Below are 23,947 nucleotides of genomic sequence, written 5' to 3' on the forward strand. Positions count from 1 at the left end.
TTGCGACGGCGCCCGCCTGAAGCTATGCGACTTGAGGAGAGTCTTGATGAACCTGCACGAACTGACCCAACGCATGCACCGCATCCGTGACAACAACGATTGGCGTGGCTTCCACAGTCCAAAGAACCTGGCCATGGCCGCCAGTGTGGAAATGGCCGAGCTGGTCGAGATCTTCCAGTGGCTGAGCGAAGACCAATCGCGCACGCTTGCCCCCGAGCAACTGGAGCACGCCGGCCAGGAAGTCGGTGACGTGGTGCTGTACCTGTTGCTGCTGTGCAGTGAGTTGGGCCTGGACATGGAGCAGGTGGTACGCAGCAAGCTGGCCGACAATGAACGGCGGTTTGCCCGATGAACGACCGTCACTTCGATGCCCTGGCCACCCGCTTCGCAGAAAAGATCTACGGCGGCGCCAAGGGTGCCATCCGCCTCGCGGTCCTGCAGGCGGACCTCGCCGAAGCCCTTCCCGACCGTCCCCTGCGGGTCCTGGATATCGGCGCCGGCCTGGGCCACATGGCCCTGTGGCTGGCCGAACGCGGGCATCAGGTGACGCTGGCCGAACCTGCCGAGCCCATGCTCGCCGGTGCCCGCGAGCGCTTCGCCCAGGCCGGTCAGCCAGCGATCTTCATCCAGGCGCCCTGGCAGGAACTGCTCGGGCAGCTGACCGAGCCCTACGACCTGGTGCTGTGCCACGCCGTGCTGGAATGGCTGGCCGAACCTGAAACCATCCTGCCTGTGCTGCACCAGCTGACCCGCAGCGATGGCCTGCTGTCACTGGCCTTCTACAATCGCGATGCACTGGTTTACCGCAACCTGCTCAAGGGCCATTTCCGCAAATTGCGGCGCAACGACATGGCCGGCGAAAAGCAGAGCCTGACCCCGCAAAAACCACTTGATCCGCGCACGCTCAGGGCGCAACTTGAAGATCTGTGGCAGGTCGAAACAGAGAGCGGCGTGCGCGTTTTCCACGACTACATGCCCAGTGAGTTCCAGGCCAGGGCCGAGCTGCTCGACCTGCTGGAAATGGAGCTGGCCCATCGGCGTCATCCAGCCTTTGCCGGCCTTGGGCGCTACCTGCACTGGATCTGCCGACCCCGCTGACACCTGCCTGGAGGGTGACATGCCGTACCGTTTGACCCTGGGCCTGCTGTGCCTGAGCCTGGCGGCGTGCCAAAGCCCGAACCCGTATGTCGCCAGCTCCCTCCCGCTGCCACCGGCGCCGCCCCAGGCGGCGACTACGTTCGACGCCAGCGCCTACCCGGCACCGCCTCGCGACTATGGACGCTACCGCAGCTGGACCTGGCGCGACGGTCAGTTGCCGTCGGGTGTCGCCCTGACCGAACCTGCACAGCTGGCCGATGCAGTCAGCAACGCCCTGGACCAGCGCGGCCTGCGACCGGCGCGCAATGGCCAGGGCGATCTGCTGGTCACTGCCAACCTCAGCCTGGAGCGTCGCTTGCGCCAGGTGCGCGAAGACTACTACCCCTACGGCGCTTACCCCTATGGCGGCTATCCCTATGGAGGCTATGGCGCCTATGGCGGCGTGGGCGGTTACCGCAACGGCTACGGGGCGTACGCCAGCGTGCCGCTGATACGCACCTATGAAGTCGAGGTGATGGTGGTACAGGTCGACCTGTATGACGCCCGCGACGGCCAACCGGTGTGGAGCGCCAGCGCCGAGACCAGTAGCCAGGGCTCCCAGGGCGAGCGCGAAGATGCCCTGCGCGAATCCGTTAAAAAAGCCCTCAACGGCTATCCTCCCAGCTAAAGGCAATTGGAGATCCATCATGTTGCGCCGTCTCGCTGTACTCTCAATGGTGGTGTTGCTGGGCGCCTGCTCAAGCAACAACGCGACCCAGGACTTCGATGCCAGCCGCGACTTTGCCGGCTACCGCAGCTGGGTGTGGCAGGAGCCGGCGCTGCAATACCGCCCGGATGATCCGCGGATCAAGAGCGACCTGACTGAACAGCGCATTCGCCAGGCCGTGGCCGGGCAGCTCGATCAACGCGGCCTGCGCCCGGCTCAGGGCAACACCCCGGCTGACTTGAAAGTGCAGACCTACCTGATCGTCGAAAACCGCCAGCAGCAGATCACCACCAACTATGGTGGTGCCTGGGGCGGTTACTGGGGCAACTACTGGGGCGGGCCGATGTACAACGAAACCCGCAGTGTCGACTACAAGGTGGCAACCATCCAGGTCGACCTGTTCGACAGCCGCGACGGCAAGCTGGTATGGCGCGGCAGTGCCGAACAAATCATGAACAACTACCCGCCAAGCCCGGAAGAGCGCAACACGGCGATCCGCAACACCGTGGCCAAAGTGCTGGCCAACTACCCGCCACACTGATCCCTGCCATGGCCGGTCGCCTTGAAGGCGACTGGCCATTATCTTGTCTACACTTCTTGCAGCTGTTGCCCTGCGTGGCCATGGGCAGCAAAGGAGTGCTCGTGTCTTCACGCTTTCCCGCACGGCAACGCGGTGCAATCGGACTGATGGCGGCCTTGACCCTGGGCATGGGGCTGCTGTTTCTGTTGATGGTGGTCGACAGCGGCAGGCTGTATCTGGAGCAGCGAAAGCTGCAACGGGTCGCCGATATGTCGGCGCTGGAAGCCGCGGGGCAGTTGGGCACCTGCAATGGCGTCGGGCCGTCGGCCGATGCACTGGCCAAGTTGGGGGCAAAACGCAACGGGCTCGATGCGGCCGGGCGTCTTGAGACCGCCTGCGGCACCTTGCAGACCGGCGCCAACAGCCTGCGCCGCTTCAGTGTCGATGCCACCCGCAATGAAGCCATCCGAGTGATCGTCCACCGCGATGTGGCCACCAGCGTTGCAGCCGGCGTGCTGGCCCTGGCCAAAGGCAACGACTTGCCCACCACCGTCACCCTCACTGCCACAGCCGTGGCGGCAACACCCAGGCCGCCGCTGGCCATGCTGAGGATCCGCACCACACTGGCAACCATCGACTCGCAAAAATCCGCCTTGCTCAATGCGCTGGCCGACCCCTTGGGTGCCCGGATAAATCTGGATGTACTGGGATGGCGAGGCTTGGCCAATACCGACATCAACCTGCTTGAATACCTGGATCAACTGGCGATCGAGGTCGGCGTGCAGGCCGGCAATTACGATGAGCTGTTGAACACCAACGTCTCGGCAACCGACCTGATCGAGGCGGCAGCCGAGGTCATGAAGAACGGCAGCAACAAAGTCCTGGATGTCGCCAGCAACCTGGCCAAACTCACCGTTGCGACCGACGACGACCGAGTGCTCAAGCTTGCCGATATCCTTCAGGTGAATGCGGGTACGCCCAAGGCCGGGCTGGACACCAGCCTGCAGCTGCTGCAATTGGTGCAAGGGGTGATATTGCTGTCGAACAAGGAGAATGCGGCGGTGGTCGAGTTGCCGATCAAGCTCTTGGGCCTGGTCAATGGAAAGATTCAGATCAAGGTCATCGAGCCGCCGAAAGTCTCTGCTATAGGTAACCCTCAGACCGACGACATCAGCGTGCAAACGGCGCAGATCAGGACCATGGTGTCGGTCAATTCGCCGGTGATCAAAAGCCTGGCCGGTATCGTCAATGCCGTAGCAGAACTGGCGGAGCCACTGACCAATATCCTGAACAACCTCCTGCACCTGAACCTCAAAGGGACCGTCGACTCATTGCTCTGTGCACTCGGCGTACCCTGCAAAGTCAGCGATATCAAAGCGCTCGACCAAGCGGCGGAATTCACTATCAGTGTCAGTACCGTCAAGGCGACCAGCAGAGTCAGCGATTTCAGGTGTACGCCCGACAGACAACTGACCGCTGCAACTGACAGCGCAGGCGCGCAGATATCCATTGGCAAAATCGACTCGCCGAACGCATTTCTCAATGACGGCACCGGCGCAATCAACCCGATTCCACTGATCGATATCGGCACCAATATTTGCAGCAGCCTTCTGGGACTTGGCAAAACCTGTGGCACCCGCGTCCCCTTCGTTGGCGGAGGCGTGGGTATCAAACCTGATCCACTGGTAGTACTGGCGCGCCACGAAGACATGCTTTTCCAGGGCGCCAACCTGCTGGAGGTCGGAAAGTCCTCGCCCTACCTCGCCATGCAACCCAACAACATCATCGCGAGCCTGAATACCACCATCGACACCTTACCCCTTCACGTCTACAAGCCTCAGAACGGCGACATTCTGGGGGGCGTGCTAGACGTCGCTGCAAGCGTATTGGCCGACGTAACCAAGATTCTCAAACCGATGATCAAAAACCTGCTCAGCCCCTTGGTCGACCCCCTGATCAACTCACTCCTCAAAGTCCTGGGCATCGACCTCAACACCACCGAAGTCAGCGCCAACCTGACCTGCTCCAGCACCCGCGCTCAACTGGTGCTGTGAACCGGCAGTTCGATGCAGAAGCGCGCCCCTTCGGCGGCATTCTCCACGCTCAGGCAACCGCCCATGGCGTCCACGATCCCGTAGCTCACCGACAAGCCCAGGCCCGTGCCGACGCCCACCGGCTTTGTGGTGAAGAACGGCTCGAAAATCCGTTCCAGCAGGCGAGGGTCGATACCGCCGCCATTGTCTTCGACCAGCAGGCGAACCTGGCGCTCATCCTGCTCGAGGCGCAATGCGATCCAGGGCTCCAGCAACCCGCCCTCACGACGCGCCAACAAGGCATCACGGGCATTGACCAGCAGGTTGATCAGCACCTGCTCCAATTGATCCTGATGACCGCTGACCTGCAGCAGCTCCTGCGGGGCATCGACGCGCAGGTCCACGCCCTTGCCACGCAAGCCGTCGGCAAGTAGCGACAAGGCACCCTCCACCGCCTGCCACGGCGCGAACAATTGCTGATCGACCTCCGAGCGGCGGCCAAACACACGCATGTGTTCCACCACCCGCGAAGCACGCTGCACCTGGGCATCGATGCGGGTGAGCTTTTCCTGCAGGTAGTCCACCTGCGCCTCGCCATTTTCCAGGCGTTTCAGAGCGTTGACCACGGCCATGCGCATCACGTTCAGGGGTTGGTTGATCTCATGGGCAAGTCCGGTGGCCATCTCGCCGAGGGTAGCCATTTTCGCGCTCTGCACCAGTTGCTGACGGGTACGCCGTACCTGGGTGTTGTCGCGCCCCACCGCCTGGATTTCCAGCAACTTGCCGTGCTCATCGAACAAACCGCGGTCGGACCACACCCACCACGCATGCTCGCGGCCAGGTAGCTGCAGGCAGATCTCGGCCGTGCTTACGGGTTGCTCTGGCGTAAGGCTGGCCAGGCGCTCGACAAACGCCACACGTTGAGTCTGCGACATCCATTGCCCAAGGTTGATGCCAGGCAATTGTGCCGGGCTGCACTCCAGGTAATCGGCCAGCGGCTGGTTACCGAATACCAGCTCCAGCGAGGGGGTGTAGCGGCAGATCATCGCCGGGGAATCCTCCACCAGCACCCGGTAGCGCTCCTCGCTCTCACGCATTTTTTCAGCGGCTTCAGTGGCCTCGCTGACATCCAGCCAGATACCCACCACTTCCACCGGCAAACCCAGGTCATCACGCAGTAGTCGAGCTTCATCGAGCACCCAGTGGTAGTCGCCCTGGCGGTCACGCAAACGGTAGCGGCTGCGCACCTGCCCCTCGCGCAACAAGGTGCGGGTGCGCTCCAGCCACAGCGACTGATCCTGCGGGTGGACCCATTGCCCAGGCTGCAACACACCTTCTTGTGGGGTCTCCCAACCCAGCATCGGCTGCAGGCTGGCACTGAAGAACTCGGCGTACAGCGCGCCCTCACTGTAGCGCTGGATGTAGATCACGGCGGGAGAACTGGCGATCAGGTTCTCCAGCCGGGCCTGGGCGGCAGCGGCCTGAAGTTGCTGTGCCTTGCTGTCGCTGATGTCGAGCATCAACCCTTGCAGGCGACGCTGTGGCCCGTTGCCGCGCACTTGCCCGCACAACCGATACCAACGCGGGTTGGCTTGCAAATTGTTGTCGAGCAAGCGCAGGGTCAGCTCCAGGTCACGCCCCTCGCACTGCAATTGCCCAAGGGCCAATTGCGCTGCCTCGCGATCAGCGGGGTGTACCCGGCTCAGCCACTGGCTAAGGGTCAATTGCGCAGGCACGCCAAGACGCTGGGCCAATCCTGGGTCCAACTGCAAGTTGGGGGTAATCAATCGCCACTGCCACCACCCGGCGCGCAACTGTACTTGCAGACTGTCCAGACGCTCGCTCTGCTGTTCCAGCTCGAACGCCACCAGCCGGCTCACCAGCGGCTCGGCGTAAGCGCCAAAAATGCTCAATGCCTCGGCCCCCACCAGCGGCGCACCGGGCCCGCCACATAACAGCCAGGCCTTGACCTGCAGCCCGGAGGCATAGGGCACAAACGACGCTGGCCTGGCTGCAAACAGCAGGTGCAAGTCCGGATGCGCGGCACTTGAATACACCTGGCCCGGCGCCATGTGGTCGAGCAGCGGGCTCAGTACCGAGTCAGCAATCCCGTGTACGATCTCGCCGCTGGCGACATAGGTTTGCCACCCCTCGGCCCCCTGCAGCAAAACCTGTACGGCTGAGGCCTGCCAATGCCGCGCCAGCCATTGCAGTTGCTCCTTTGCCACCGCCTCCAGGCATTCGATGCTGCAGTCACGCACCGCACAGGCCAGGTGGCTGGTCAGGTGACGCTGTCGCTCGGCGATGAGTGATTGCTGGCGATGCTGCAACAGGTCGCCGACATCGAACACCTGCAGCAACCATTGCCCGGCGTGCTGCTGCAGCCAGCCACGGGTATGCAAGGTAGTGCCACCGGCGGCCTTGAAGTCCAGGTCCAGGGGCTGGCCCTGCCAGTCCATGGGCTCACCTTCGAGTACCAGCAGGCTGCAGGGCTGCACATAATCCTGCAGGCGCCCCTGGGCTTGCGCAGGCAAAGCCAGGGCCGAGCGCAAGGGACCGGCCAGGCGCAGCACCCGGGCGTTGTCATCCAGCCACACCTGCAACCCCGAGACGGGTACAGCCAAGGGTTCTGGCTCCGCCTCCGGGGGGGTGGCGGCACGCCCGCCCCAAAGCGCCAACAAGCGCTGCCCCACACTCACAGTTGCAGGCTCGCTTCAGCCTTGAGGCTGGTCGGCAATCGCGGTACCTGGCCGATCACCGGCAGGTTGAGTACCGGTATCACGGAGGTCAGTTTGTCTCGGGCGTAATCTATTTTTACGGTCAACAGATGGGTTGGCGACAGCGTCACCGTGGCGTCGCTGGCCTCGAAACCGAGGGAATTGGGCATCCACGCCAGCTGCTGGTTCAGCACTTGCCTGGCCAGCGTGTCGACGTCGGCACCGTAGGTCTTGCTGGTGGGGTCCAGTGCCACGCAACGACGCACCGCTTCGCTGCTGGCCTGGTTGAAGGACTGCAACATGAGCATGGGCAGGGCATAACTGACCACACCATAGAACACTGCGAAGAAGATCACGAATACCGCCACGAACTCCAGCGCCGCAGCGCCTTTTTGCCGATTGCACAGGCTTGCTTTCATGATCGCGTCTACCCTGACAGTGACACCTGTCTGACAGCATAGAATCATTCACCACAAAGGGATGCATTTCACGATGCAAAGCATTGTCCTGTTGTTGTGGCTTGCCTTATGCGCTGAACAAGATGTGCGTGAGCGCCAGATTGCCAATACCCTGACCCTCGGCGCCGCAGCCTGCGCGCTGGTCTACCTGTTCATGACCGGACACACCTGGATCGGCGCCGACGCCAGTGAAGGTGGCTGGGCGCTGGCCATCGTCATGCTGCTGACCTTGCCCGGCTACATGCTGGGGCGCTTCGGTGCAGGTGACGTCAAGCTGCTTGCTGCGCTGGCGCTGGCCACTGACCGAATGTACGTCCTGGGAACCTTTATCGGCGCCGGTATTGCCGTGCTGGTGTGGCTGTCGACACGGCGCTGGCTGTGGTCCCTGCTAAGTCAAAAGGTTAAGAGCCGACTCAAGCAAGTACTGGAAGAATCGTCAAAAAAACAACCCTTTGCCCCCTTCATATTGGCCGGCTTTCTACTTGCGGCTGTATGGGTCCACTAGTCGCCTGAGTGCCTTTTCCGGGCGTACAAACCTTGTACATCGTGCTCAAGTACGACTACTTTCTACAGTGTTGTCGGTCGATGCCCAGGCCGTCCAAACCTCGGAAGCAAGGGCACTTCAAGCAGGGAGTCGCGCGTGAACAAGCCTGTGAGCGAAGTGAAGGTGCTGGTCGTCGATGACCAGCCACTGATCGTGGAAGAGTTGTGCGAATTTCTCGAAAGCAGCGGTTACCGCTGCGTCCCCTGCCAGTCCAGCACCCAGGCGATCGAGCGCTTTGCCGCCGACCCGGCCATTGGCCTGGTGCTGTGTGACCTGTCCATGCCAGAGCGTGACGGCATCGAACTGGTCAGGGCGCTGAAGATCATTGCCGGACAGCAGCGGCTCTTCGAGGCCATCATGCTCACCGGGCGCGCCGACAAGCAGGACGTGATCAAGGCGCTGCGAGAAGGCTTTGCCGATTACTACCAGAAACCGGTCGATCTCAACGAGTTGCTTGAAGGCATTCAACGCCAGGAAGCGGCGTTGCAGATACGTCGGGAAAACTACCAGCACCTGGGTCACCTGAACCAGAAGCTGCAGTACCTGGCCGAGTCCATCGACGACCTCTGCCAGGACCTGGGCAAGGCCCGAGGGCACGGCGTGCTGCGTCGCGCCACAGACTTCGACGGCGAGCTCGACAATGACCCCATTCCAGTAATCTTCGAGCAGCTGTCGCCACGCCAGCTGGACGTGGCGCGCCTGGTCGGCAAGGGCAAGACCAATTACCAGGTCGCCTGTGAACTGGGTATCACCGAAAACACCGTCAAGCTCTATGTGTCCCAGGTGCTGCGCTTGACCCACATGCGCAACCGCACCCAGCTGGCGCTGGCCCTTTCGCCGGGCAATGCGCCGCAGCACCAGCGGCTGACGGCACACTGACACGCGCCGCTATTTGTCGCCCGCGCCTATGCTGTCGTAGTCAAAGTGTTCTGGAATTTCATACTTGTAGCTGTCGAGCCAGCGCTGCATGCTGCGCTCGCGCTCCTTGGGTGTTGCCGTCTGCGGTATCTTCGATGCCTGTTGATTGCGCGCCTGCAGTTGCAGCCAGGTTTCAGTCCCCTTCTGCGCCTGCGACGACGGTCCTTCTTCGATGGCCTGTGCAACCAAGGGCAGGTTGATCAATGCCAGCAGTAGTATCCATCCAGGTTTCATACCCACCTCACTGTTGTACCGCCGCGACCTGATCGATCCTGGCCGGCGCTGACGTGTTTGGCTTTTTGAGCTGCTCGGCACGATACTTCGCCTCGCTGAACTGCGCCGGGCTCAACTTGAAGCGCGAGACCAGGTCTGCAGCCTGCTGCCACTTGTCCTGGTACAGCAGCAGGCTGACCAGGTTGACCGCCGCCAGGGAGTTGTTGTCCTTGAGCTCGATGGCAGTCAGGAACTCGAAGCGGGCCTGTTCGACGTTGCCAAGGTCAAGGTAGACCACCCCCAGGTCGTTGCGCATTTTCTCATCGGTCGGTGCCAGACGTACCGCCCGCAGCAAATGACGCTCAGCCTGGACGTTGTCACCGCGTGCCGAAGCCAGCTGACCCAGGCCATGCTCGCCTTCGGCTGCCAGGCAACTGCCCAGCAAGCTGCGGTACAAGGGCTCGGCCTCGCTACGACCGAGCAGACGCCACACCTTGGCCTTGCGCAGACGCACCTGGGCCATGTCCGCGGGCAAGGCCTCAAGATGCGCCAGGCTGGCATGGGGCCGGCCTTCGCCGAGCATCTCGTCGGCCATACTCAATGCCAGCTCCTGGCTCGAATCGAGCTTGGCACAACTGGCCGTGTTCCCGGCAAGGGCCGACCAGGGCGCGCGGCCGGCCGTGGCGCAACCGCCGAGCACCATCAGGCTGATGATCACCACGACTGCTTTCATGCATGCATCTCCCTTCATGACGAAGCCAAGGCCTTGGCCAATGCCGTAAGACCGGGACCGGCGAGCACAATCAGCAAGGCCGGAAACAAGAACACCATCATCACCACCGACATTTTCCCGGACATCTTCGAGACACGTTCCTGCATCCCCGTCAGGCGCCGATCATCGAGCAGTTGCTTGAGTGCCAGCAGCGACTTCATTGCCCCGCCACCTTGGGTGAGCAACTGCTTGAGGATCACGCAGGTGTCGCTGAACTCATCCACCGCCAGCAGCTGCGAGGTTTTCTCAAGCTCCGGCACCAGGGCCAGGCCCGAGTCGACCCGCAGTAAAACGCCGCGCAATTCTTCACTGAGCGCCGGCAGCAATTGCCGGCCTTCCTGGCTCAGCACCCGCAGCGCTTGCTCTACCGCAAGGCCCGATTCAAAGAGGATGCGCAGCAAGGAGATAAACGTGGACACCTCGCGGGCAACCTGTTGCTGGCGCCTGGACGCCGCCCATGCCAACAACCGTTTGGGCAACAGGTAGCCGATACCCAGTGCAAATATCGGCATCACCAGCCAGGCCGTGGGGCTGTCGCGGTACAAGGTTTCTTCGACCACCACGGCAATGCCCAGCGCCAGCAACGGCACGCCCACCTGGCAGGCGGCGAACACCGCCCGCTGGCGGCTGCGACGCCAGCCGATGCGATCGAGCAATTGCCGGGTTTCGCCGTCCAGGGTCTGCAGCCGTTGCGCGAGGTGACTGCTACCCAGTTGATGCAGCCAGTTGTCCAGACGATTGTCCCGGGCCAACTGCCCCTGCAGCCGCTGCGCCACCAGGCGTTGCCGGCGTTGCTGGCGCAGCAGGTGCCCGCACAACAGCACGAAGGCGGCGAAGAACAGCACGGCGCAGAGCATCAAGGCCATCTCATTGACTCCGCAACATGCGCCACAGCGCCAGGCAGCCGAACACCTGCAAGGCAAAGGCGCTGATCAACATGATCTGGCCACTGCTGTCTTGCCACATGCTCAACAGGTACTTGGGATTACTGAACAGAAAGTAGGCCGCCATGCTCACCGGCAACGCCCCGAGCACCACGGCAGTCATGCGCGTTTCTCCGGTCATGGCGCGCAATTGCCGGGCGCCCTGCTCGCGCTCGCGGATGGTCTTGATGAGGTTTTCCAAAAGCTCGCTGGCATTGCCGCCATAGCGGTGGTTGATCCGAAGGCCCAGGGCAAACAAACGCAGTTCGTCCTGGTCGTACAGCTCGGCCAAGTCCTGCACGGCGTCGTCCAGGCCCACGCCCATTTGCACGTTGCGCCGAACCCGTTGCATGACACCCTGCAAGGGTTGCCTGGCGGCATCTATCGCCCCCAGCACAGCATCGCTCAGGGTGCGACCGGCTTTGAGGCTGCGCACGCTATGGTCGAGCAACTGCGGCAGCTGTTCGATCATGCGCTGGCGCCGACGGTGATAGCGCCAGCCCAGGTACAGGCGAAACAGCAGCGGCCCGAGCAGCAGCAACCCCACTCCCGCCACCCAGCTCAGTGCCAGGCCCGCCATCAGCGATAGCAGCGCCCAGATCGCCAGCCACGATAACAGTCGCTCGTTGTGCCGCTCGAGACCGGCGCGTTGCAGCAGGCTGTCGAGCCAGTCGCGCCGAGGCGCCGTCACCGCAGACGACACATCCTGTGCCTGGCCAAGCCGTTGCAGGATGCGCTCGGTCGCCGACTTGCGCATACCGGCGTAGAACAAACGAACCGATACCCCCAGCAAGGCCAGGCAGATCAAAGCCAGCACCAGTGCGATCACGGATGAGGCTCCGAAAATTCGCGCCGCAGTTTGGCGCTGGCCGGGTTCGGTGCCTCACGAACAAAACCTTCGCCGGTGCGCCGGTCAAAGCGGAACAAGGTGTTGGTGACGTACACATCGTCGCGCACCCCGACCACTTCCAGCACCTCGCTGACACAGCGACGGCCATCGGCGAGCCGGGTCAGCTGGATCACCACATCCAGGGCTGCGCAGATCATCTGGCGCAGGGTTTTCTCGGCCACCTGGCGACCCGTCAGGCCCACCAGCGTCTCCAGGCGCAACAGGGCATCCTGAGCGGAGTTGGCATGCACGGTGCTCATCGAGCCGTCATGACCGGTGTTCATCGCCGTCAGCACATCGAGCACTTCGACGCCGCGGATCTCACCCAGCAGGATACGGTCGGGACGCATCCTCAGGGCGTTGCGGATCAGTTCGCTGGCCTTGATCTCGCCATGCCCCTCGGCATTGGGTGGGCGGGTTTCCAGGCGTACCACATGGGGATGGTCCAGCTGCAGCTCGGCGACATCCTCGATGGTCACCAACCGCTCATTGGGGGTGATCAACTGGCTGAGTATGTTGAGCAGGGTGGTCTTGCCGGTGCCGGTGCCGCCGCTGACCAGAATATTGCAGCGCTTGGACACCGCCAGTTGAATGAAGTCGAGGATGTCTGCATCGATGGTGCGGGTAGCGATCAGGTCGGCGCTCTTGAGCATGTCCTTGCGGAATTTGCGAATCGACAGGCAAGGCCCGTCCAGCGCTACCGGCGGGATGATCGCGTTGACCCGGCTGCCGTCGGGCATGCGTGCATCGACCATCGGCGAGGACTCATCCAGGCGCCGCCCCAGGGGCGCAAGAATGCGCTGCATCACCCGCTCCACATGGTGGGCATCGATAAAACGCAGGTCCGTCTGCTGCAGCACCCCGGCCCGCTCGATAAACACCCGGTGCGGACCGTTGACCAGAATTTCGGTGACGCTGGCATCGCGCAGCAGCACCTCAAGCGGACCGAAGCCGGTCAGCTCATCGACGATTTCTTCAGCCAGGCGCTCCATCTCGTAGCGTGACAGCGCCAGGTGCAGCCGGGCGATGTAGTCACCCACCTGCTCCACCACAAACTGCGCCAGCGCCGGGCGCGACCCTTCCAGCAGATTGCGTCCGCTGTCTTCGATGGCATCGATGATGAAGCGGTGCAAGGCGCGCTTGAGCCCCTGAGGGTCATTGCCCAGGTTATGCCGGGCGCCACCGAACAGCTCATCAGCCGTGCTCATTTTTGCCCCCAGAGTCTGTTGAGCCAGCTCCCCGAGGGTGGTTTGCTGTGCTCCGAGCGCCGGGCCAGCCGCTCACCCAGGGCCTTGAGGTGGTGGGTAAGGCTTTCCCGCGGGGCCAGTTCGAACAGGGTCAGGCCCTGGTTCTTGGCATTCAGGCGCACCTCGGGGCTGTAGGGCAACACCACCAGCAGCGGCAGGCCATAGCGCTTGCTCAAGGCTTCGGAATCCGGGGCCACACCCTTGAGGTAGCGGTCCACCAGCAAGCTTGCATGTTCAAGCTTCATGCCTTTTTCCCGCCACAGGGTCAGCACATCAAGGTTGCGCCTGCACTCCATGACATTCTGGTCGGTGTACCAGACCAGCTTGTCGCAATGACTGACAAAGGTACGTAGGGCCTCGCAATCGGACTGGCCGGTGAGGTTCACCACAATGTGCTGAAAATGCTGGCGCAAGGCACTGAGCAACATGTACAGCTCGGCGGCGCTGGTGCGCTCAAGCGGTTCGTCGGTTTCGCCGTAGGCCAGGAGGCGCAGGCCCGAGCTCTCCCGGGTGAAGGCACTGTCGATCAGGGTGTTGTCCAGGCGCCGCAAATGCCGCAACGCATCGCCAAAATGAAACGAGGCTTCAAGTCCCAGCAGGGCCAGGCTGTCGCCCCGGGGCAAGCCCAGGTCGAGCAGCAAGGTCTGCTGGCCGCTGCCCTGCACCACCCGCGCCAAGTGGGTGGTGAGCAAGGCACCGTCGGAGGCACATTGGCTGCCATACAGGACGGTCAAGCCACCCAGGCTCGGGTTGCTGGCAACCGCCGGCAAGCGCTTGCTCAGGCGCCGCACCAGCCCGGCCACTTCGCTTGAGCGCGAGCCGTAGGCGACAAAGTCCCGGGCGCCGGCGCGCATGGCGTTGAGCACCAGTTGATTGTCCATGCCATCGCCCAGAGCGACGATCGCCAGCATCGGCTTGGCTTCCAGCACCCCTTCGATCAAGGCGCACTGATTGACCACCTGCTCGCGGTCCAGGCCCACGAAGATCAGGTTGGCGAAGGTGACGTCGATCAGCGCCAACAGCTCATCGAGGCTGCCACGGCCGGTACCGACCACCTGCCCCAGCGGCGCCAGGGCGCCTTGCAACCACTGCAGGTCTTCGTCGTTTCGCGTGATGGCAATAAACGTCTGGCTCAGGCTTTCGCTCATTGGGATAACCCGCTGCGACCTTCAAAGTCGCCGTTTTCCAGAAAGAACAGCCGGCCCCAGCTCGGGTCGTAATTGCGCAGCCCTTCGCCCGGCAACGACGGCAATTGGGCATTGGCCGCCAGGGGCTGAACCAGGTGCGGGGTGACGATCATCAGCAATTCGGTTTCATCGCGCGCCACAGACGACTGACGAAACAGCGCCCCGATGATCGGCAGGTTGCCCAGTCCCGGGAACTTGTCGACCGCCGAGCGCGTAGTGCTGCTGATCAGGCCGCTGATCACGAAGCTTTCGCCATCAGCCAGGGAAATACTGGTGTCGGTGCGTCGTACCGTAAGCCCCGGCACCAGGGTGCCGGCAATGTTGACTGCCTTGCCGTAATCCAGCTCGCTTACTTCTGGCGCCACCTTGAGGGTGATACGGTCGCGGCTGATCACCGTGGGCGACAAGGCCAGGCGAATACCAAATTCCTTGTACTCGATCGACACGCTGTCACTGCCACTGCTGGGCACCGGAATGGGTATTTCGCCGCCGGCCAGAAAGCTTGCGGTCATACCGCTGAGCACTACCAGGCTGGGACGCGCCAGGGTGTAGGCAAAGCCGCTGTTTTCCAGGGCATTGATGGCGGCGAGAAATCGGCTGCTGCCGCCGCCAAAGACAATGTTGAATACATCGTTGTCCAGCGGGATACCCGGGCGTATGTCGGCGTACTGGCCAGGTGCGGTCATTACCCCCGGCACATGGTCGGGCCTGACGAAGGTATTGGGCACCGTGCCCGGCGAGCCGAACAGGGCATTATTGGAGCCTTTGAAAAACAGTCGCGCCCCCGCTTCCTTGAACTTGGTGCGATTGACTTCGACAAAGCGGATATCCGCTTGCACCTGACTGGGCAATGCAGGGTCTTGCGACGGCGGCAAGGCGCTCTCGGCCATGTCGGCGGTGGCCACGCCCTTGACGAACACCATGGCCTGGCGCGGGGCCTTCGAACAGGCGGTCCAGAGCATGAGACTGGTGGCACCGGGGTTGAGCGCCGTCAACAGAACAGCGTCGTCGCCACTGGCCTGTACATCAGCGATTTTCGAATCACCCACGGCCACCCGAGTGATATGCACCGGCACCCGCACCTCTTGTTGCAGGCCCTGGTCGATCTCGATCGCTGCCGGCAGCCGCTCGATCGCTGCACACCCGGTGTTGGCCGCCCGGGCCTGAGAAACCAGCGCGGCGGCACACAGCCACACGCACAGCACTTGTTGAGTTACCCGCACGGAACGACTGCTCATTGAAGGGCATCCTAGCTGGTTGAGTCAGGGAGTAGGTTGGCCGGATTGATTGCCTCGGATGATTTCCATGCCGCGACGCGCCGAGGTACCGGCAACAGCCTGAGGCACCGGTGCCTGGGCCAACTGACTGAAGCGGTAGAGTTCGCGGTTGGCTTTGTCCATCTCCGCCACGCGGCTTTGTGGATCGGACCCGTAGCGCGCCAGCAGTTTTTCTTCGGCGCTGCGTACCGCCAGGCGCAAGCTGCCAGTCTGCGCGGCGAGCATCAAACGGCTGGCCAATGCTTCGGGTACGGCCAGGACCACGGTGCGGGCGGCGCTGCGTTGTTGCTCCTGGCGCGCCTTTTCATCGACCGGTGGATTGACCGGCTTGCCGTCATTGGCCAACCCCAATTGTGTGCCGACGCTGAGCAGGCGCAGGGCGGGCAGTACCACCTGGGCGGTGGCCTGGGGATTATGTTCCGCTTCGCGCAGATAGAGCAGTACATCGACGTAATCGCCCGGGCTCAACTGGCCGGCGGCACCGACCACCTCGTCAACCGCCACGGCCAGCGCACGTTCATGCGGGTGGATCATGCGGGCCAGCGGGCCGCCGGCCTCGAAGCTGCCCGCCTCCAGCCAGGTACCGGCTGGCAGGGCCCGCCAACTGCTGCGCCCCAGCACTTGCTCGAAAGTCTGGAAGCTGCCCGCTGGTGCTACCTGCAAGCGCTCCAGCAGCAGGTCGTCGGCAGTGAGTGGGGTATAGGGCGCCACATCGCGACGCAGGACCACCACGGGTTGACGCATTTCGTCCGTGGCGCTGGTGACGACCTGTTGCACCACAGGGGCCGTAACGGGGGCTGCGACAGGGGCTTGGGCAGGACGGCTGAGTTCCAGCCCCCAATAGCCTGCCAGCAAAGCGCCGAGCAAAAAGAGTCCCGCAAGAATGATGGTTAAGCGACTGCCCATGCCGGTACTCCTTTTGCACTGCCCGTCCCTTGCAACCGCCTTTGAACCGGCCAACAGCGTTGCCCTGAAAGCAACTATTTCGCTATTTGAAGGTAGCGCAGCGAAGACAAAACGCCATTACCCGCCAGAATTTTTTCCGTCGTAATACTGACAACCCTCTGAATCAACGACTTACTGGCGTCAGTTTCCGCACTATCACTTTCGTATTAATGCCTTCTTACATTTGCTGGTTTTTCAGCGGTTGACGATGCTGTGATGGCAAAGGGGAATCATCGACCCGCCCCTGCCATCTGCGCCCTTGTGCGCAAGGAGAAGTGCCATGCGTGTATCCCGGATTCTCAAGAGCTGCAAAGAATTCTTCTATCGCAAGGACGGGGCGTCCGGTATCGAGTACGCCATCATTGCAGCGATGGTTGCGGTGGTATTGGCGGGGTTCGTTGGGGATATCTCCGGACATGTCAAAACGACGTTCGAAACAATCGAAACATCTCTCAAGCCTACTCCTGCTCCTAGTGGTGGTGCGTAATCGTACGATGAGGCTGTGTTAACCACATCCACCACCGCCAAAGGAATGACCATGTCAATGTCACGTCAACAGATACTCTTGGTGGATGACGAACAGGATGCCTTGCTGGAACTGGCCGAACTGTTGGAGGGCGAGGGTTTTTGCTGCTACACGGCTACCTCGGTGAAACTCGCCCTGCAACAACTCACCCGCCACCCGGACGTGGCACTGGTGATCACCGACCTGCGCATGCCCGAAGAGAGTGGCATTTCACTGATCAAGCGCCTGCGCGAGCACACTGCCCGCCAGCACCTGCCGGTGATCGTCACCTCAGGGCATGCCGACATGGACGACATCAGCGACCTGCTGCGCCTGCAGGTGCTGGACCTGTTCCGCAAGCCCATCTACCACACCCGCCTGCTGGAAACCCTCGACAACCTCTTCCCTCAACCACGCCTGCACCTGGTGAACTGACCAAGCCTTCATCGCGGGACAAGCCTGCTCCTACCGGGTCCCCCTCCCCGGCACGAGCGGGCTTGCCCCGCGTTGGCCAGTTCTGCCTTGATGACGGCTACAGGTTGCAGGCCCTGTAGCCGCTGGCGATAGCCTGCGATCGGCCGCGCAGCGGTCGTGATCCCTATCGCAATTACAGCTGGTAACTGAAACTCAAGGTATACCGCGGCCGGCGGTTGAAGCTGTCCAGTGCAATGTCCGACATCGGCTTGGCCGCCTCCAGCGAGATGTTGTAGTAACGGGCATCACCAAACCTCAACCCCAGCGCCGCCGACGACAGCTTCGAATCGCGCACCTCAAGCTCGTTGAACCAGCTGCGCGCCGCATCCAGCACCACATAAGGCTGCAGGATCTTCAGCCAGTCGCCCTCACGCTTGAAGCTGTAGTTGACCTCATAGGCTGCCCCCCAGCCCTTGTCGCCCGACGCCTGGTCACTGGGATATCCACGACCAAAACTCTGCCCACCGAACACTGCCCGCTCGCTGTCCGGCAGGCTGTCGCCGCTCCAGTACAACGCTGCCGAGGCCACGCCCTGCCAGTTGTCAAAAAACCGGTCACTCTGCACCCCCGACAGGCGCAGGCGCAAAAAATCCAGGTCGATGTCGCTGTCGGTCTTGGCCCCCAGGTAATCCAGCCCCTGATAGGCTCCGACACTGACGATGCGCAGTTGCCGGGCATCCGCCACGCGCCAGTCCCCCTCGAAGGCCAGGGCCCTCAAGTCGGTGCGGCTGCTGATCTTGAGCGGGAAGCCGACGACTCGGTAATCGGTGTTGTCATTGACGGCATACAAGCGTGCAGCAACGCTGAGCCATTCGTTGGGCGAGGCAATCAGTGTTTGGCCAAGGCCAATCGAATAGCGATCGTTCTCGCGGTGCTGCTTCAGGTTGATGCCGTTGTTCAGGCGCACCAGGGCACTGGGGTCGCTGCGGTACTGCGAGGCCGACAGGGTCAACTGGCTGCCCTCGCTGTCCAGGTACTGGGCGTAGTCCAGGCGATAGTAGTGTTCGTGATCATCTCCCGGCGGGAACAGGGCACTGAAACTCACCTGCTCGGCCAGTGAGGTCTGGGCGTTGCTGCTCACCCCCAGCAGCGCCTGAATGTCCTCGCGGCTGCCGTCGGTCAGGTTAAGGGTCGAAGTGAACGGCTTGCGTGAAGCCTGGGCAACCAGTTTGGTCGCGCCATCGGTGGTTGCCGGCGGCGGCACTTGCGCCTGGAAGGTGATGCCCGGTACCCGGCTCATCAACGAGGTGTAGCGCTCGAACGACTGGCGCGTGAGGGGGCGCTCGGCCTTGAGCTTGCTGAACAGTTTGTCCAGGTACGCCGATGCCGGGCCGATATCGCCGCGCAGTTCGAAGTCACGAATATAGCCTTCGACCAGCACCACCCGCACACGTCCATCGGCAAAATCCTGAGGGGGCAGGTAGGCATACGAAAGCAGGTAGCCATCGTGCTGGTAACGTTGCGTCAGACGGCGGGTCGCCTCGATCAGTTCGGCCAGGGTGACTTCGCGGTTGACCAGGTCCCGGTAGTTGTCACGCAGGTCACTCAAGGGGTAGATCGTACCGCCCTCGATGCGCACTTTGCGCACCATCACCCGGGTACTCATCAGCAACGGTTGCTGCTGGGGCACGGGCGCTGGCGTTTGCAGGTCAGGCGTCGAGGGCCGAAAGGCATCGGCGGGCAGGTTGGGCGCCGGCAGGCTGCGTTCGACATCGTTGCTGTTGAGGAAGCTTGGCAGGGGTTCGGCACTTAGCACGCTTGCCCAGGACAACCCCAGAATCGCAACCACCAATGGACGCATTGGACGCTCCATGATCCCGAAAATACGAGGGAACCCAAGTGGTTCCCTCGTCAGACTCAAGCGTAGGTGTTGCCCGAACAATCGTCTAATGAAGGCGGGTGCTTCAAGGTTGCGCCCCGGTCAGTCCATTCTTGAGGCCGCCAACCAATCCATTGAGTGCTCCGCCCAGGCCTCCGCCCTGCTGCCCACCTGGGGTGAGCAAGCCGCCCACCTGATCGACTGTCTTACCGACTTCGTTGACGGTAGCCCCCACGGTGCTGACCACCGGGTTGCTGCTGGCCGCATCCACCTGGGTACCCAGGCCGCTCACCGCCCCACCCACCTTGCTCACCAGGTTGTCGACCGGCGCACCGATACCGGTGGCCGCGCCGACTTGACCGGTAACGCTGGCGACGCTGCTCACCACAGGCGTGACCGCAGCGCCTACGTTGGTGGTCAGTGCCGCTGTCGGCACAGCCGCGCCGGCACTGGCTACGCCGTTGCCACCCACGAGCGTGCCCACTGAGGCCACGGTGTTGCCCACCGCCACCGCAGCACCGCCCGTGGTGCCGAGCAAGGCATTGTTGCTGCCTGCATCAAGGCCAGTGCCGACACCAGCCACCGCGCCGCCCACCGTTTCCAGAAGGCCCGGCTTGCCGCCAGGACCGTTCACCAGGCCGCCGGACGTGTCGACCGCGCCACCGACATTGCTGACCAGTCCACCTACCGCAGTGGTCAACGGATTGCCACCGCCAGCGCCGGCGACCTTGTCACCCACGCCATCGAGTGTGCCGCCCACCTTGCCAAGTACTGAATCCAGCGGGCCACCAAGCTTGGTCTGGTTGCCGAGATTGCCGGTAGTGGTCTCTACCAGCGAGACCACCGGTACCAATACCTGGTTACTCAACTTGTCGTTGAGACTGCCCAAGGGGCCGGTGGTGCTCTGGGTGCTCAGGGTATCGCCGAGCATGGTCACGGCCTGCCCGACATTTCCTACCACGGTGTTCACCACCGGAATGTGTTCAATCAAGTCGCTGCCGCCCAATTGCTGGACGCCGCCGCCAAGGTCGGACACACCGTTGCCAACACCGGCCACCGTGGTGCCGAGGGCATTGTTGCCGGTACCCAACTGGCCCAGGCCGGCGCTCACCCCGGTGCCGATGCTGTTCACCGCGTTGCCTGTCGAGGTCACCAGGCCTCCGGCACCAGTGCTGCCCACTACGGGCAGGGTATCGACGGCCGTCCCTACGCCTGCAACGCCAGTGCCGACACCAGCCACGGCGTTACCCACCTGATCGACCACCTGGCCGGTGACCAGAGGTGTGGTCGCACCGCTGCCCGGATCGCCACCGCCGGGATTGCCGGTGCCGGGGTTTCCGGTGCCCGGATCGGTGCCACCCTCGCCGCCGCCGGTGCCACCTGTCCCTCCCGTCCCACCTGTACCTCCAGTGCCTCCCGTACCGCCGGTTCCGCCTGAACCCGCGCCGCCACCCGCTAGGCCGCCATCCCCGGTGCCGCCCGTGCCGCCCGTGCCGCCACCTGCGCTGCCATCACCGCTGCCCCCGGTTCCAGCGTCGGTGCCGGCTTCGGTGGGTGTCGAGCTGTCGACATGGCTCTTGGAGCCACCGCCGCCGCTGCTACAGCCACCAAGACTGACCGCCAGGGCCAGGACCAGGGCTGTACTTGCTTTCCACGCTTGAGATTTCATGGGCGACTCCGTTGCCGCTGCTCGTTGTAAGAGAACGACACACGCAGCGCCATTCTCCGTTACGAACATCTGAGCGCGGGCACCGACGGCAAACAATCCAGAACTTGGTATTAACCCCTTCTATACCTTTAGCCGGTAAAAATATCGGCCATCCAATCAATGACTTGGGTGAGCCGAAAGGCAGCATCCAGGCACACTCCACTTTGGCGCTATCACTAATTGAAGGGGCATCAGGCCCCTTATTCATTGATCTGGAACTCGACCCGGGCGGTTTGCCCGCTCTCGTCCAGCGCACTCAACTCGACCCGACCGGCCTGCTCGAAACGCGCACTCAGGCGCTCCTGACCAACCGATTCACCCAGCGGCGCGCCATTGAGGAACCACCAGCGCCTGCCGCTGCCCCCCAGTGCCGACACCTCCAGACGCAGCGGCTCGCTGCTGGTGGCTGGACGGCGCAGTTCATCGCCCTGGCGAACGCCGACTATCGACAACGGTGGCGCACTGGCCGGCACGTGCGGTGGGCAAGCGGGATCGACCCTGGGCAGGCGCACTTCACGCCGTTCCACCCGTGGCAACCAGGGCTCCAGTGGCGCGGGCCACAGGGCAATCTCCCGGGCCGCGGCACCTGCACAACTGGCATCGACCCGCAGCCCCTGGGCGTTGACCCAGACCGTTTCACGCAGGCCAACGCTCAGGGGCTGATCGGCCGCCTGCAGGGTGGGCGGCGTGGTGCCATCCAGGGTCCAGGCAAAGCGTTGGCGCCGGCAATTGGTGTCCTGCCGCGCCAGCGGTTGCCCCAACGGCCAGCAGATCGCCGCCACGCCGACATTGGCCGGTACCGCCGCCACCGGAGCGGCAATGCCGCGCTGGCTGTCGCGGTTACTCAACACGTCGTGAACCTGCAGCATCAGCGGCGCCGCAGAAGCCAGGCCGAACTGCCCGGGCACCGGCGTGCCGTCGGGCCGGCCGATCCAGATACCGATCAGGTAACGCGGCCCGACACCAATCGACCAGGCATCCCTGAAGCCATAACTGGTGCCGGTCTTCCACGCCAGCAACGGGCGCTGCACCAGCTCGGCATGGGGGTCGCGATCCGGCCGCGCCTGACCACTGAGAATGCGCCGGATGATCCAGGCACTGCCTGCTGACAACAATCGGCGCTCGGCCAATGGCGCGCCCGGCTGCAACCGGATCGGCGCACTCAGGCCGCCCCGCGACAAGGCACCGTAACCGGCTACCAATTCTTCAAGGCGGCTGCCGGCACCACCGAGAATCAGCGACAGGTTGGGCTCGGCAAGGGGCGGCAGGATCAGAGGTACACCACCGCTGCGCATCTGCGCGGCGAAGCGCTTGGGCCCATAGGCTTCAAGCAACTGCACCGCCGGCAGGTTCAATGACAGCGCCAAGGCCGAGCTGGCCGCCACCGGGCCACTGAACCCCATGGAGAAATTTCCTGGCCGGTAATCCCCATAGCGTCGGGGCACATCCTGGAGCAGGGATTCGGAGTGGATCAGGCCATCGTCCATGGCCATGCCGTAAAGGAAGGGCTTGAGCGTGGAGCCCGGCGAACGCAGTGCAGTAATCATGTCGACATGGCCAAAGCGGCGCTCGTCATTCAAATCGACCGAACCCAGGTACGCTCGCACCGCCATGTTCTGTGCCTCCACCACCAGGATCGCCGCCGAGGTGCGTTCCGGCAGGCGCGCCCGCCAGCCCAGCAGCAGGTCCTCCAGGCGGCGCTGCAACGAAGCATCGAGGGTGGTGCGGATCAGCGGTGGGCTGTGTGGTCTGTTCAGGCGCCGGGCCAGCAAGGGGGCGAGAGCCGGCTCTTGCCTGGGCGCCAGCAGCAAGGGTTCCTCCAGCGCCTCGGCCACCCGTTGCTGTGGCCACACCTGGTAGTCGAGCAGACGTTGCAGCACCTTGTCGCGGGCCACTTGCGCGCGCGCCGGATGGCGATCAGGACGCAAGCGGCTCGGTGCCTGGGGCAACACCGCGAGCAACGCTGCCTCTGCCGGGGTCAGGTGCAGCGGCGACTTGCCCAGGTAGGCCCAACTGGCGGCAGCCACGCCCTGCAAGGTACCGCCAAAAGGCGCGCGATTGAGGTAGATCTCCAGAATCTGCGCCTTTGACAGGTGCCATTCCAGCTGCGCGGTGCGCCACAACTGGCGCAGTTTGCCGGGCAAGGTACGCGAGTGCGGATCGAGCAAGCGCGCCACTTGCATCGACAGCGTGCTGCCCCCCGACACCACGCGTCCACCGCGCACGTTCTGCCAGGCTGCCCGGCCCAGGGCCAGGGGATTGACCCCGGGGTGGTGATAGAACCAGCGATCCTCGTAGGTGAGCAGCGCCTGCAAGTAATACGGCGACACCTGATCGCTGCTCACTGGGTAACGCCACACGCCTTCGGCATCGGCAAAACGCCAGAGGGGCGTGCCGTCCTCCGCGAGCACCACCCGCGCCAGATCATCAGCCGGCAGGGGCAATGGCCACAGGCGATCAGCGCCCCACAGCACGGCACACACCAGCAACACGGCACCTGCCACAGCACTCAGCCGTTTTGCCATCGGACTGCGCGGGCAAGCTAAGATGTGCATCGGGCAACCCTGTGACTGACAGTGAACAGGGAACTGACCTGGCCAGTGAATGGCCAAAGGCTTGGCAACGGCAGACTCGCCGAATCGATCATCAGGAAGCAACTATGCATGTAGAAGGTTTTTTCGAGTGGCTTGGCCAGGCACTGGGGGCGCTGATCCGCTTTGTCGTCGATGGTCTTAGCGGGTTGTTCAACCTGCTGGCCAACGCCGGGGGCAACTTCATCGATGGCCTGGCGCAGACCTTGGGCATGGACACCTCACTGGTCAGCATCATCGCCCTGATCATCGGCCTGATGCTGCTGTATTCGGCCATCCGTGCCTTCATGCGCGCCTCGATCATCCTCGGCATTATCTGGTTGCTGCTGGGGTTGTGGGTGTTGAGCTGGATCATTCACTGATCGCCGGGAACGACTGACTACCCGTAGCCGCTGCCCAAGGC

23 protein-coding genes are annotated in these 23,947 nt (G+C 63.0%); 10 read left to right on the forward strand and 13 right to left on the reverse strand.

Features of this window, described 5'->3' with window-relative positions:
- Positions 1-46 precede the first annotated feature (46 nt).
- The 5 genes from ABVN19_RS19615 (at position 47) to ABVN19_RS19635 (ending at position 4,378) form a co-directional block, all read left to right on the forward strand.
- On the forward strand, positions 47-352 hold the full coding sequence (locus ABVN19_RS19615; protein ID WP_028945786.1) for a MazG-like family protein: 306 nt from the start codon (positions 47-49) through the stop codon (positions 350-352).
- On the forward strand, positions 349-1,098 hold the full coding sequence (locus ABVN19_RS19620; RefSeq protein WP_028945785.1) for a methyltransferase domain-containing protein: 750 nt from the start codon (positions 349-351) through the stop codon (positions 1,096-1,098). Before ABVN19_RS19615 ends, ABVN19_RS19620 begins: the two co-directional genes overlap by 4 nt.
- Before the next feature lie 19 nt (positions 1,099-1,117).
- Complete coding sequence (locus ABVN19_RS19625) at positions 1,118-1,765, forward strand: DUF4136 domain-containing protein (RefSeq protein ID WP_028945784.1); 648 nt, start codon at positions 1,118-1,120, stop codon at positions 1,763-1,765.
- A 19-nt stretch (positions 1,766-1,784) separates the two neighbouring features.
- A complete protein-coding gene (locus ABVN19_RS19630) occupies positions 1,785-2,345 on the forward strand; it encodes a DUF4136 domain-containing protein (protein WP_028945783.1) in 561 nt (186 codons plus the stop codon).
- A gap of 101 nt (positions 2,346-2,446) precedes the next feature.
- Complete coding sequence (locus ABVN19_RS19635) at positions 2,447-4,378, forward strand: pilus assembly protein TadG-related protein (protein ID WP_028945782.1); 1,932 nt, start codon at positions 2,447-2,449, stop codon at positions 4,376-4,378.
- Here the strand turns inward: ABVN19_RS19635 and ABVN19_RS19640 are convergent.
- Both ABVN19_RS19640 and ABVN19_RS19645 read right to left on the reverse strand, forming a co-directional pair.
- A complete protein-coding gene (locus tag ABVN19_RS19640; protein ID WP_256585904.1) occupies positions 4,363-6,981 on the reverse strand; it encodes an ATP-binding protein in 2,619 nt (872 codons plus the stop codon). The genes ABVN19_RS19635 and ABVN19_RS19640 overlap by 16 nt on opposite strands.
- A gap of 71 nt (positions 6,982-7,052) precedes the next feature.
- Positions 7,053-7,493, reverse strand: coding sequence for a TadE/TadG family type IV pilus assembly protein (locus ABVN19_RS19645; RefSeq protein ID WP_028945780.1), 441 nt, complete (start codon positions 7,491-7,493; stop codon positions 7,053-7,055).
- 73 nt (positions 7,494-7,566) lie between these two features.
- On the opposite strand from ABVN19_RS19645, the gene ABVN19_RS19650 reads away from it, so the two are divergent.
- Both ABVN19_RS19650 and ABVN19_RS19655 read left to right on the forward strand, forming a co-directional pair.
- On the forward strand, positions 7,567-8,037 hold the full coding sequence (locus tag ABVN19_RS19650; protein WP_028945779.1) for a prepilin peptidase: 471 nt from the start codon (positions 7,567-7,569) through the stop codon (positions 8,035-8,037).
- A gap of 135 nt (positions 8,038-8,172) precedes the next feature.
- Entirely contained in the window at positions 8,173-8,955 is a 783-nt protein-coding gene (locus ABVN19_RS19655; protein ID WP_028945778.1) for a response regulator transcription factor, read from the forward strand.
- Between the two features lie 9 nt (positions 8,956-8,964).
- Here ABVN19_RS19655 and ABVN19_RS19660 read toward each other — a convergent pair whose 3' ends face one another.
- The 8 genes from ABVN19_RS19660 to cpaB are packed head-to-tail and all read right to left on the reverse strand — an operon-like array spanning position 8,965 to position 16,408.
- Positions 8,965-9,228: a DUF3613 domain-containing protein gene (locus ABVN19_RS19660; protein ID WP_028945777.1), complete on the reverse strand. Its 264-nt coding sequence runs from the start codon at positions 9,226-9,228 to the stop codon at positions 8,965-8,967.
- A gap of 7 nt (positions 9,229-9,235) precedes the next feature.
- Complete coding sequence (locus ABVN19_RS19665; protein ID WP_105642381.1) at positions 9,236-9,940, reverse strand: hypothetical protein; 705 nt, start codon at positions 9,938-9,940, stop codon at positions 9,236-9,238.
- Positions 9,941-9,954: 14 nt separating this feature from the next.
- A complete protein-coding gene (locus ABVN19_RS19670; RefSeq protein ID WP_028945775.1) occupies positions 9,955-10,845 on the reverse strand; it encodes a type II secretion system F family protein in 891 nt (296 codons plus the stop codon).
- A gap of 1 nt (position 10,846) precedes the next feature.
- Entirely contained in the window at positions 10,847-11,731 is an 885-nt protein-coding gene (locus tag ABVN19_RS19675; protein WP_256585906.1) for a type II secretion system F family protein, read from the reverse strand.
- Positions 11,728-12,999: a CpaF family protein gene (locus ABVN19_RS19680; RefSeq protein ID WP_036990356.1), complete on the reverse strand. Its 1,272-nt coding sequence runs from the start codon at positions 12,997-12,999 to the stop codon at positions 11,728-11,730. Before ABVN19_RS19680 ends, ABVN19_RS19675 begins: the two co-directional genes overlap by 4 nt.
- Positions 12,996-14,186 carry a pilus assembly protein gene (locus tag ABVN19_RS19685; protein WP_028945772.1) on the reverse strand — a complete coding sequence of 397 codons (1,191 nt, stop codon included), beginning with the start codon at positions 14,184-14,186 and terminating at the stop codon, positions 12,996-12,998. The genes ABVN19_RS19680 and ABVN19_RS19685 overlap by 4 nt, the downstream gene beginning before the upstream one ends.
- Entirely contained in the window at positions 14,183-15,463 is a 1,281-nt protein-coding gene (locus ABVN19_RS19690) for a type II and III secretion system protein family protein (RefSeq protein ID WP_028945771.1), read from the reverse strand. Before ABVN19_RS19690 ends, ABVN19_RS19685 begins: the two co-directional genes overlap by 4 nt.
- A 24-nt stretch (positions 15,464-15,487) precedes the next feature.
- Complete coding sequence (gene cpaB / locus ABVN19_RS19695) at positions 15,488-16,408, reverse strand: Flp pilus assembly protein CpaB (RefSeq protein ID WP_105642382.1); 921 nt, start codon at positions 16,406-16,408, stop codon at positions 15,488-15,490.
- A gap of 319 nt (positions 16,409-16,727) precedes the next feature.
- On the opposite strand from cpaB, the gene ABVN19_RS19700 reads away from it, so the two are divergent.
- Entirely contained in the window at positions 16,728-16,934 is a 207-nt protein-coding gene (locus tag ABVN19_RS19700; protein ID WP_028945769.1) for a Flp family type IVb pilin, read from the forward strand.
- Between the two features lie 45 nt (positions 16,935-16,979).
- The gene (locus ABVN19_RS19705; RefSeq protein WP_028945768.1) at positions 16,980-17,387 is read left to right on the forward strand and encodes a response regulator; all 408 of its coding nucleotides are present in this window, start codon (positions 16,980-16,982) and stop codon (positions 17,385-17,387) included.
- Between the two features lie 172 nt (positions 17,388-17,559).
- Here the strand turns inward: ABVN19_RS19705 and ABVN19_RS19710 are convergent, their stop codons facing one another.
- The 3 genes from ABVN19_RS19710 to pbpC all read right to left on the reverse strand — a co-directional run bounded on the left by ABVN19_RS19710 (position 17,560) and on the right by pbpC (position 23,478).
- A complete protein-coding gene (locus ABVN19_RS19710; RefSeq protein WP_105642383.1) occupies positions 17,560-19,227 on the reverse strand; it encodes a POTRA domain-containing protein in 1,668 nt (555 codons plus the stop codon).
- Between the two features lie 103 nt (positions 19,228-19,330).
- Positions 19,331-20,914 carry a collagen-like triple helix repeat-containing protein gene (locus tag ABVN19_RS19715; RefSeq protein WP_105642384.1) on the reverse strand — a complete coding sequence of 528 codons (1,584 nt, stop codon included), beginning with the start codon at positions 20,912-20,914 and terminating at the stop codon, positions 19,331-19,333.
- Between the two features lie 239 nt (positions 20,915-21,153).
- Complete coding sequence (pbpC, locus tag ABVN19_RS19720; RefSeq protein WP_245219122.1) at positions 21,154-23,478, reverse strand: peptidoglycan glycosyltransferase PbpC; 2,325 nt, start codon at positions 23,476-23,478, stop codon at positions 21,154-21,156.
- A 134-nt stretch (positions 23,479-23,612) separates the two neighbouring features.
- On the opposite strand from pbpC, the gene ABVN19_RS19725 reads away from it, so the two are divergent.
- On the forward strand, positions 23,613-23,906 hold the full coding sequence (locus ABVN19_RS19725) for a hypothetical protein (RefSeq protein WP_105642385.1): 294 nt from the start codon (positions 23,613-23,615) through the stop codon (positions 23,904-23,906).
- The last annotated feature ends 41 nt before the right edge of the window (positions 23,907-23,947 follow it).

Origin of the sequence: Pseudomonas vranovensis (assembly GCF_040438935.1) — a bacterium.
Taxonomy (GTDB): domain Bacteria; phylum Pseudomonadota; class Gammaproteobacteria; order Pseudomonadales; family Pseudomonadaceae; genus Aquipseudomonas; species Aquipseudomonas vranovensis.

What these genes read in the sequence shown, in the direction of transcription:
- ABVN19_RS19615 (WP_028945786.1), top strand. Translation starts at nt 47, where the DNA reads ATGAACCTGCACGAACTGACCCAACGCATGCACCGCATCCGTGACAAC.
- ABVN19_RS19620 (WP_028945785.1), top strand. Translation starts at nt 349, where the DNA reads ATGAACGACCGTCACTTCGATGCCCTGGCCACCCGCTTCGCAGAAAAG.
- ABVN19_RS19625 (WP_028945784.1), top strand. Translation starts at nt 1,118, where the DNA reads ATGCCGTACCGTTTGACCCTGGGCCTGCTGTGCCTGAGCCTGGCGGCG.
- ABVN19_RS19630 (WP_028945783.1), top strand. Translation starts at nt 1,785, where the DNA reads ATGTTGCGCCGTCTCGCTGTACTCTCAATGGTGGTGTTGCTGGGCGCC.
- ABVN19_RS19645 (WP_028945780.1), bottom strand. Translation starts at nt 7,493, where the DNA reads ATGAAAGCAAGCCTGTGCAATCGGCAAAAAGGCGCTGCGGCGCTGGAG.
- ABVN19_RS19650 (WP_028945779.1), top strand. Translation starts at nt 7,567, where the DNA reads ATGCAAAGCATTGTCCTGTTGTTGTGGCTTGCCTTATGCGCTGAACAA.
- ABVN19_RS19660 (WP_028945777.1), bottom strand. Translation starts at nt 9,228, where the DNA reads ATGAAACCTGGATGGATACTACTGCTGGCATTGATCAACCTGCCCTTG.
- ABVN19_RS19665 (WP_105642381.1), bottom strand. Translation starts at nt 9,940, where the DNA reads ATGAAAGCAGTCGTGGTGATCATCAGCCTGATGGTGCTCGGCGGTTGC.
- ABVN19_RS19670 (WP_028945775.1), bottom strand. Translation starts at nt 10,845, where the DNA reads ATGGCCTTGATGCTCTGCGCCGTGCTGTTCTTCGCCGCCTTCGTGCTG.
- ABVN19_RS19680 (WP_036990356.1), bottom strand. Translation starts at nt 12,999, where the DNA reads ATGAGCACGGCTGATGAGCTGTTCGGTGGCGCCCGGCATAACCTGGGC.
- ABVN19_RS19685 (WP_028945772.1), bottom strand. Translation starts at nt 14,186, where the DNA reads ATGAGCGAAAGCCTGAGCCAGACGTTTATTGCCATCACGCGAAACGAC.
- ABVN19_RS19690 (WP_028945771.1), bottom strand. Translation starts at nt 15,463, where the DNA reads ATGAGCAGTCGTTCCGTGCGGGTAACTCAACAAGTGCTGTGCGTGTGG.
- cpaB (WP_105642382.1), bottom strand. Translation starts at nt 16,408, where the DNA reads ATGGGCAGTCGCTTAACCATCATTCTTGCGGGACTCTTTTTGCTCGGC.
- ABVN19_RS19700 (WP_028945769.1), top strand. Translation starts at nt 16,728, where the DNA reads ATGCGTGTATCCCGGATTCTCAAGAGCTGCAAAGAATTCTTCTATCGC.
- ABVN19_RS19705 (WP_028945768.1), top strand. Translation starts at nt 16,980, where the DNA reads ATGACCATGTCAATGTCACGTCAACAGATACTCTTGGTGGATGACGAA.
- ABVN19_RS19710 (WP_105642383.1), bottom strand. Translation starts at nt 19,227, where the DNA reads ATGCGTCCATTGGTGGTTGCGATTCTGGGGTTGTCCTGGGCAAGCGTG.
- ABVN19_RS19715 (WP_105642384.1), bottom strand. Translation starts at nt 20,914, where the DNA reads ATGAAATCTCAAGCGTGGAAAGCAAGTACAGCCCTGGTCCTGGCCCTG.
- pbpC (WP_245219122.1), bottom strand. Translation starts at nt 23,478, where the DNA reads ATGGCAAAACGGCTGAGTGCTGTGGCAGGTGCCGTGTTGCTGGTGTGT.
- ABVN19_RS19725 (WP_105642385.1), top strand. Translation starts at nt 23,613, where the DNA reads ATGCATGTAGAAGGTTTTTTCGAGTGGCTTGGCCAGGCACTGGGGGCG.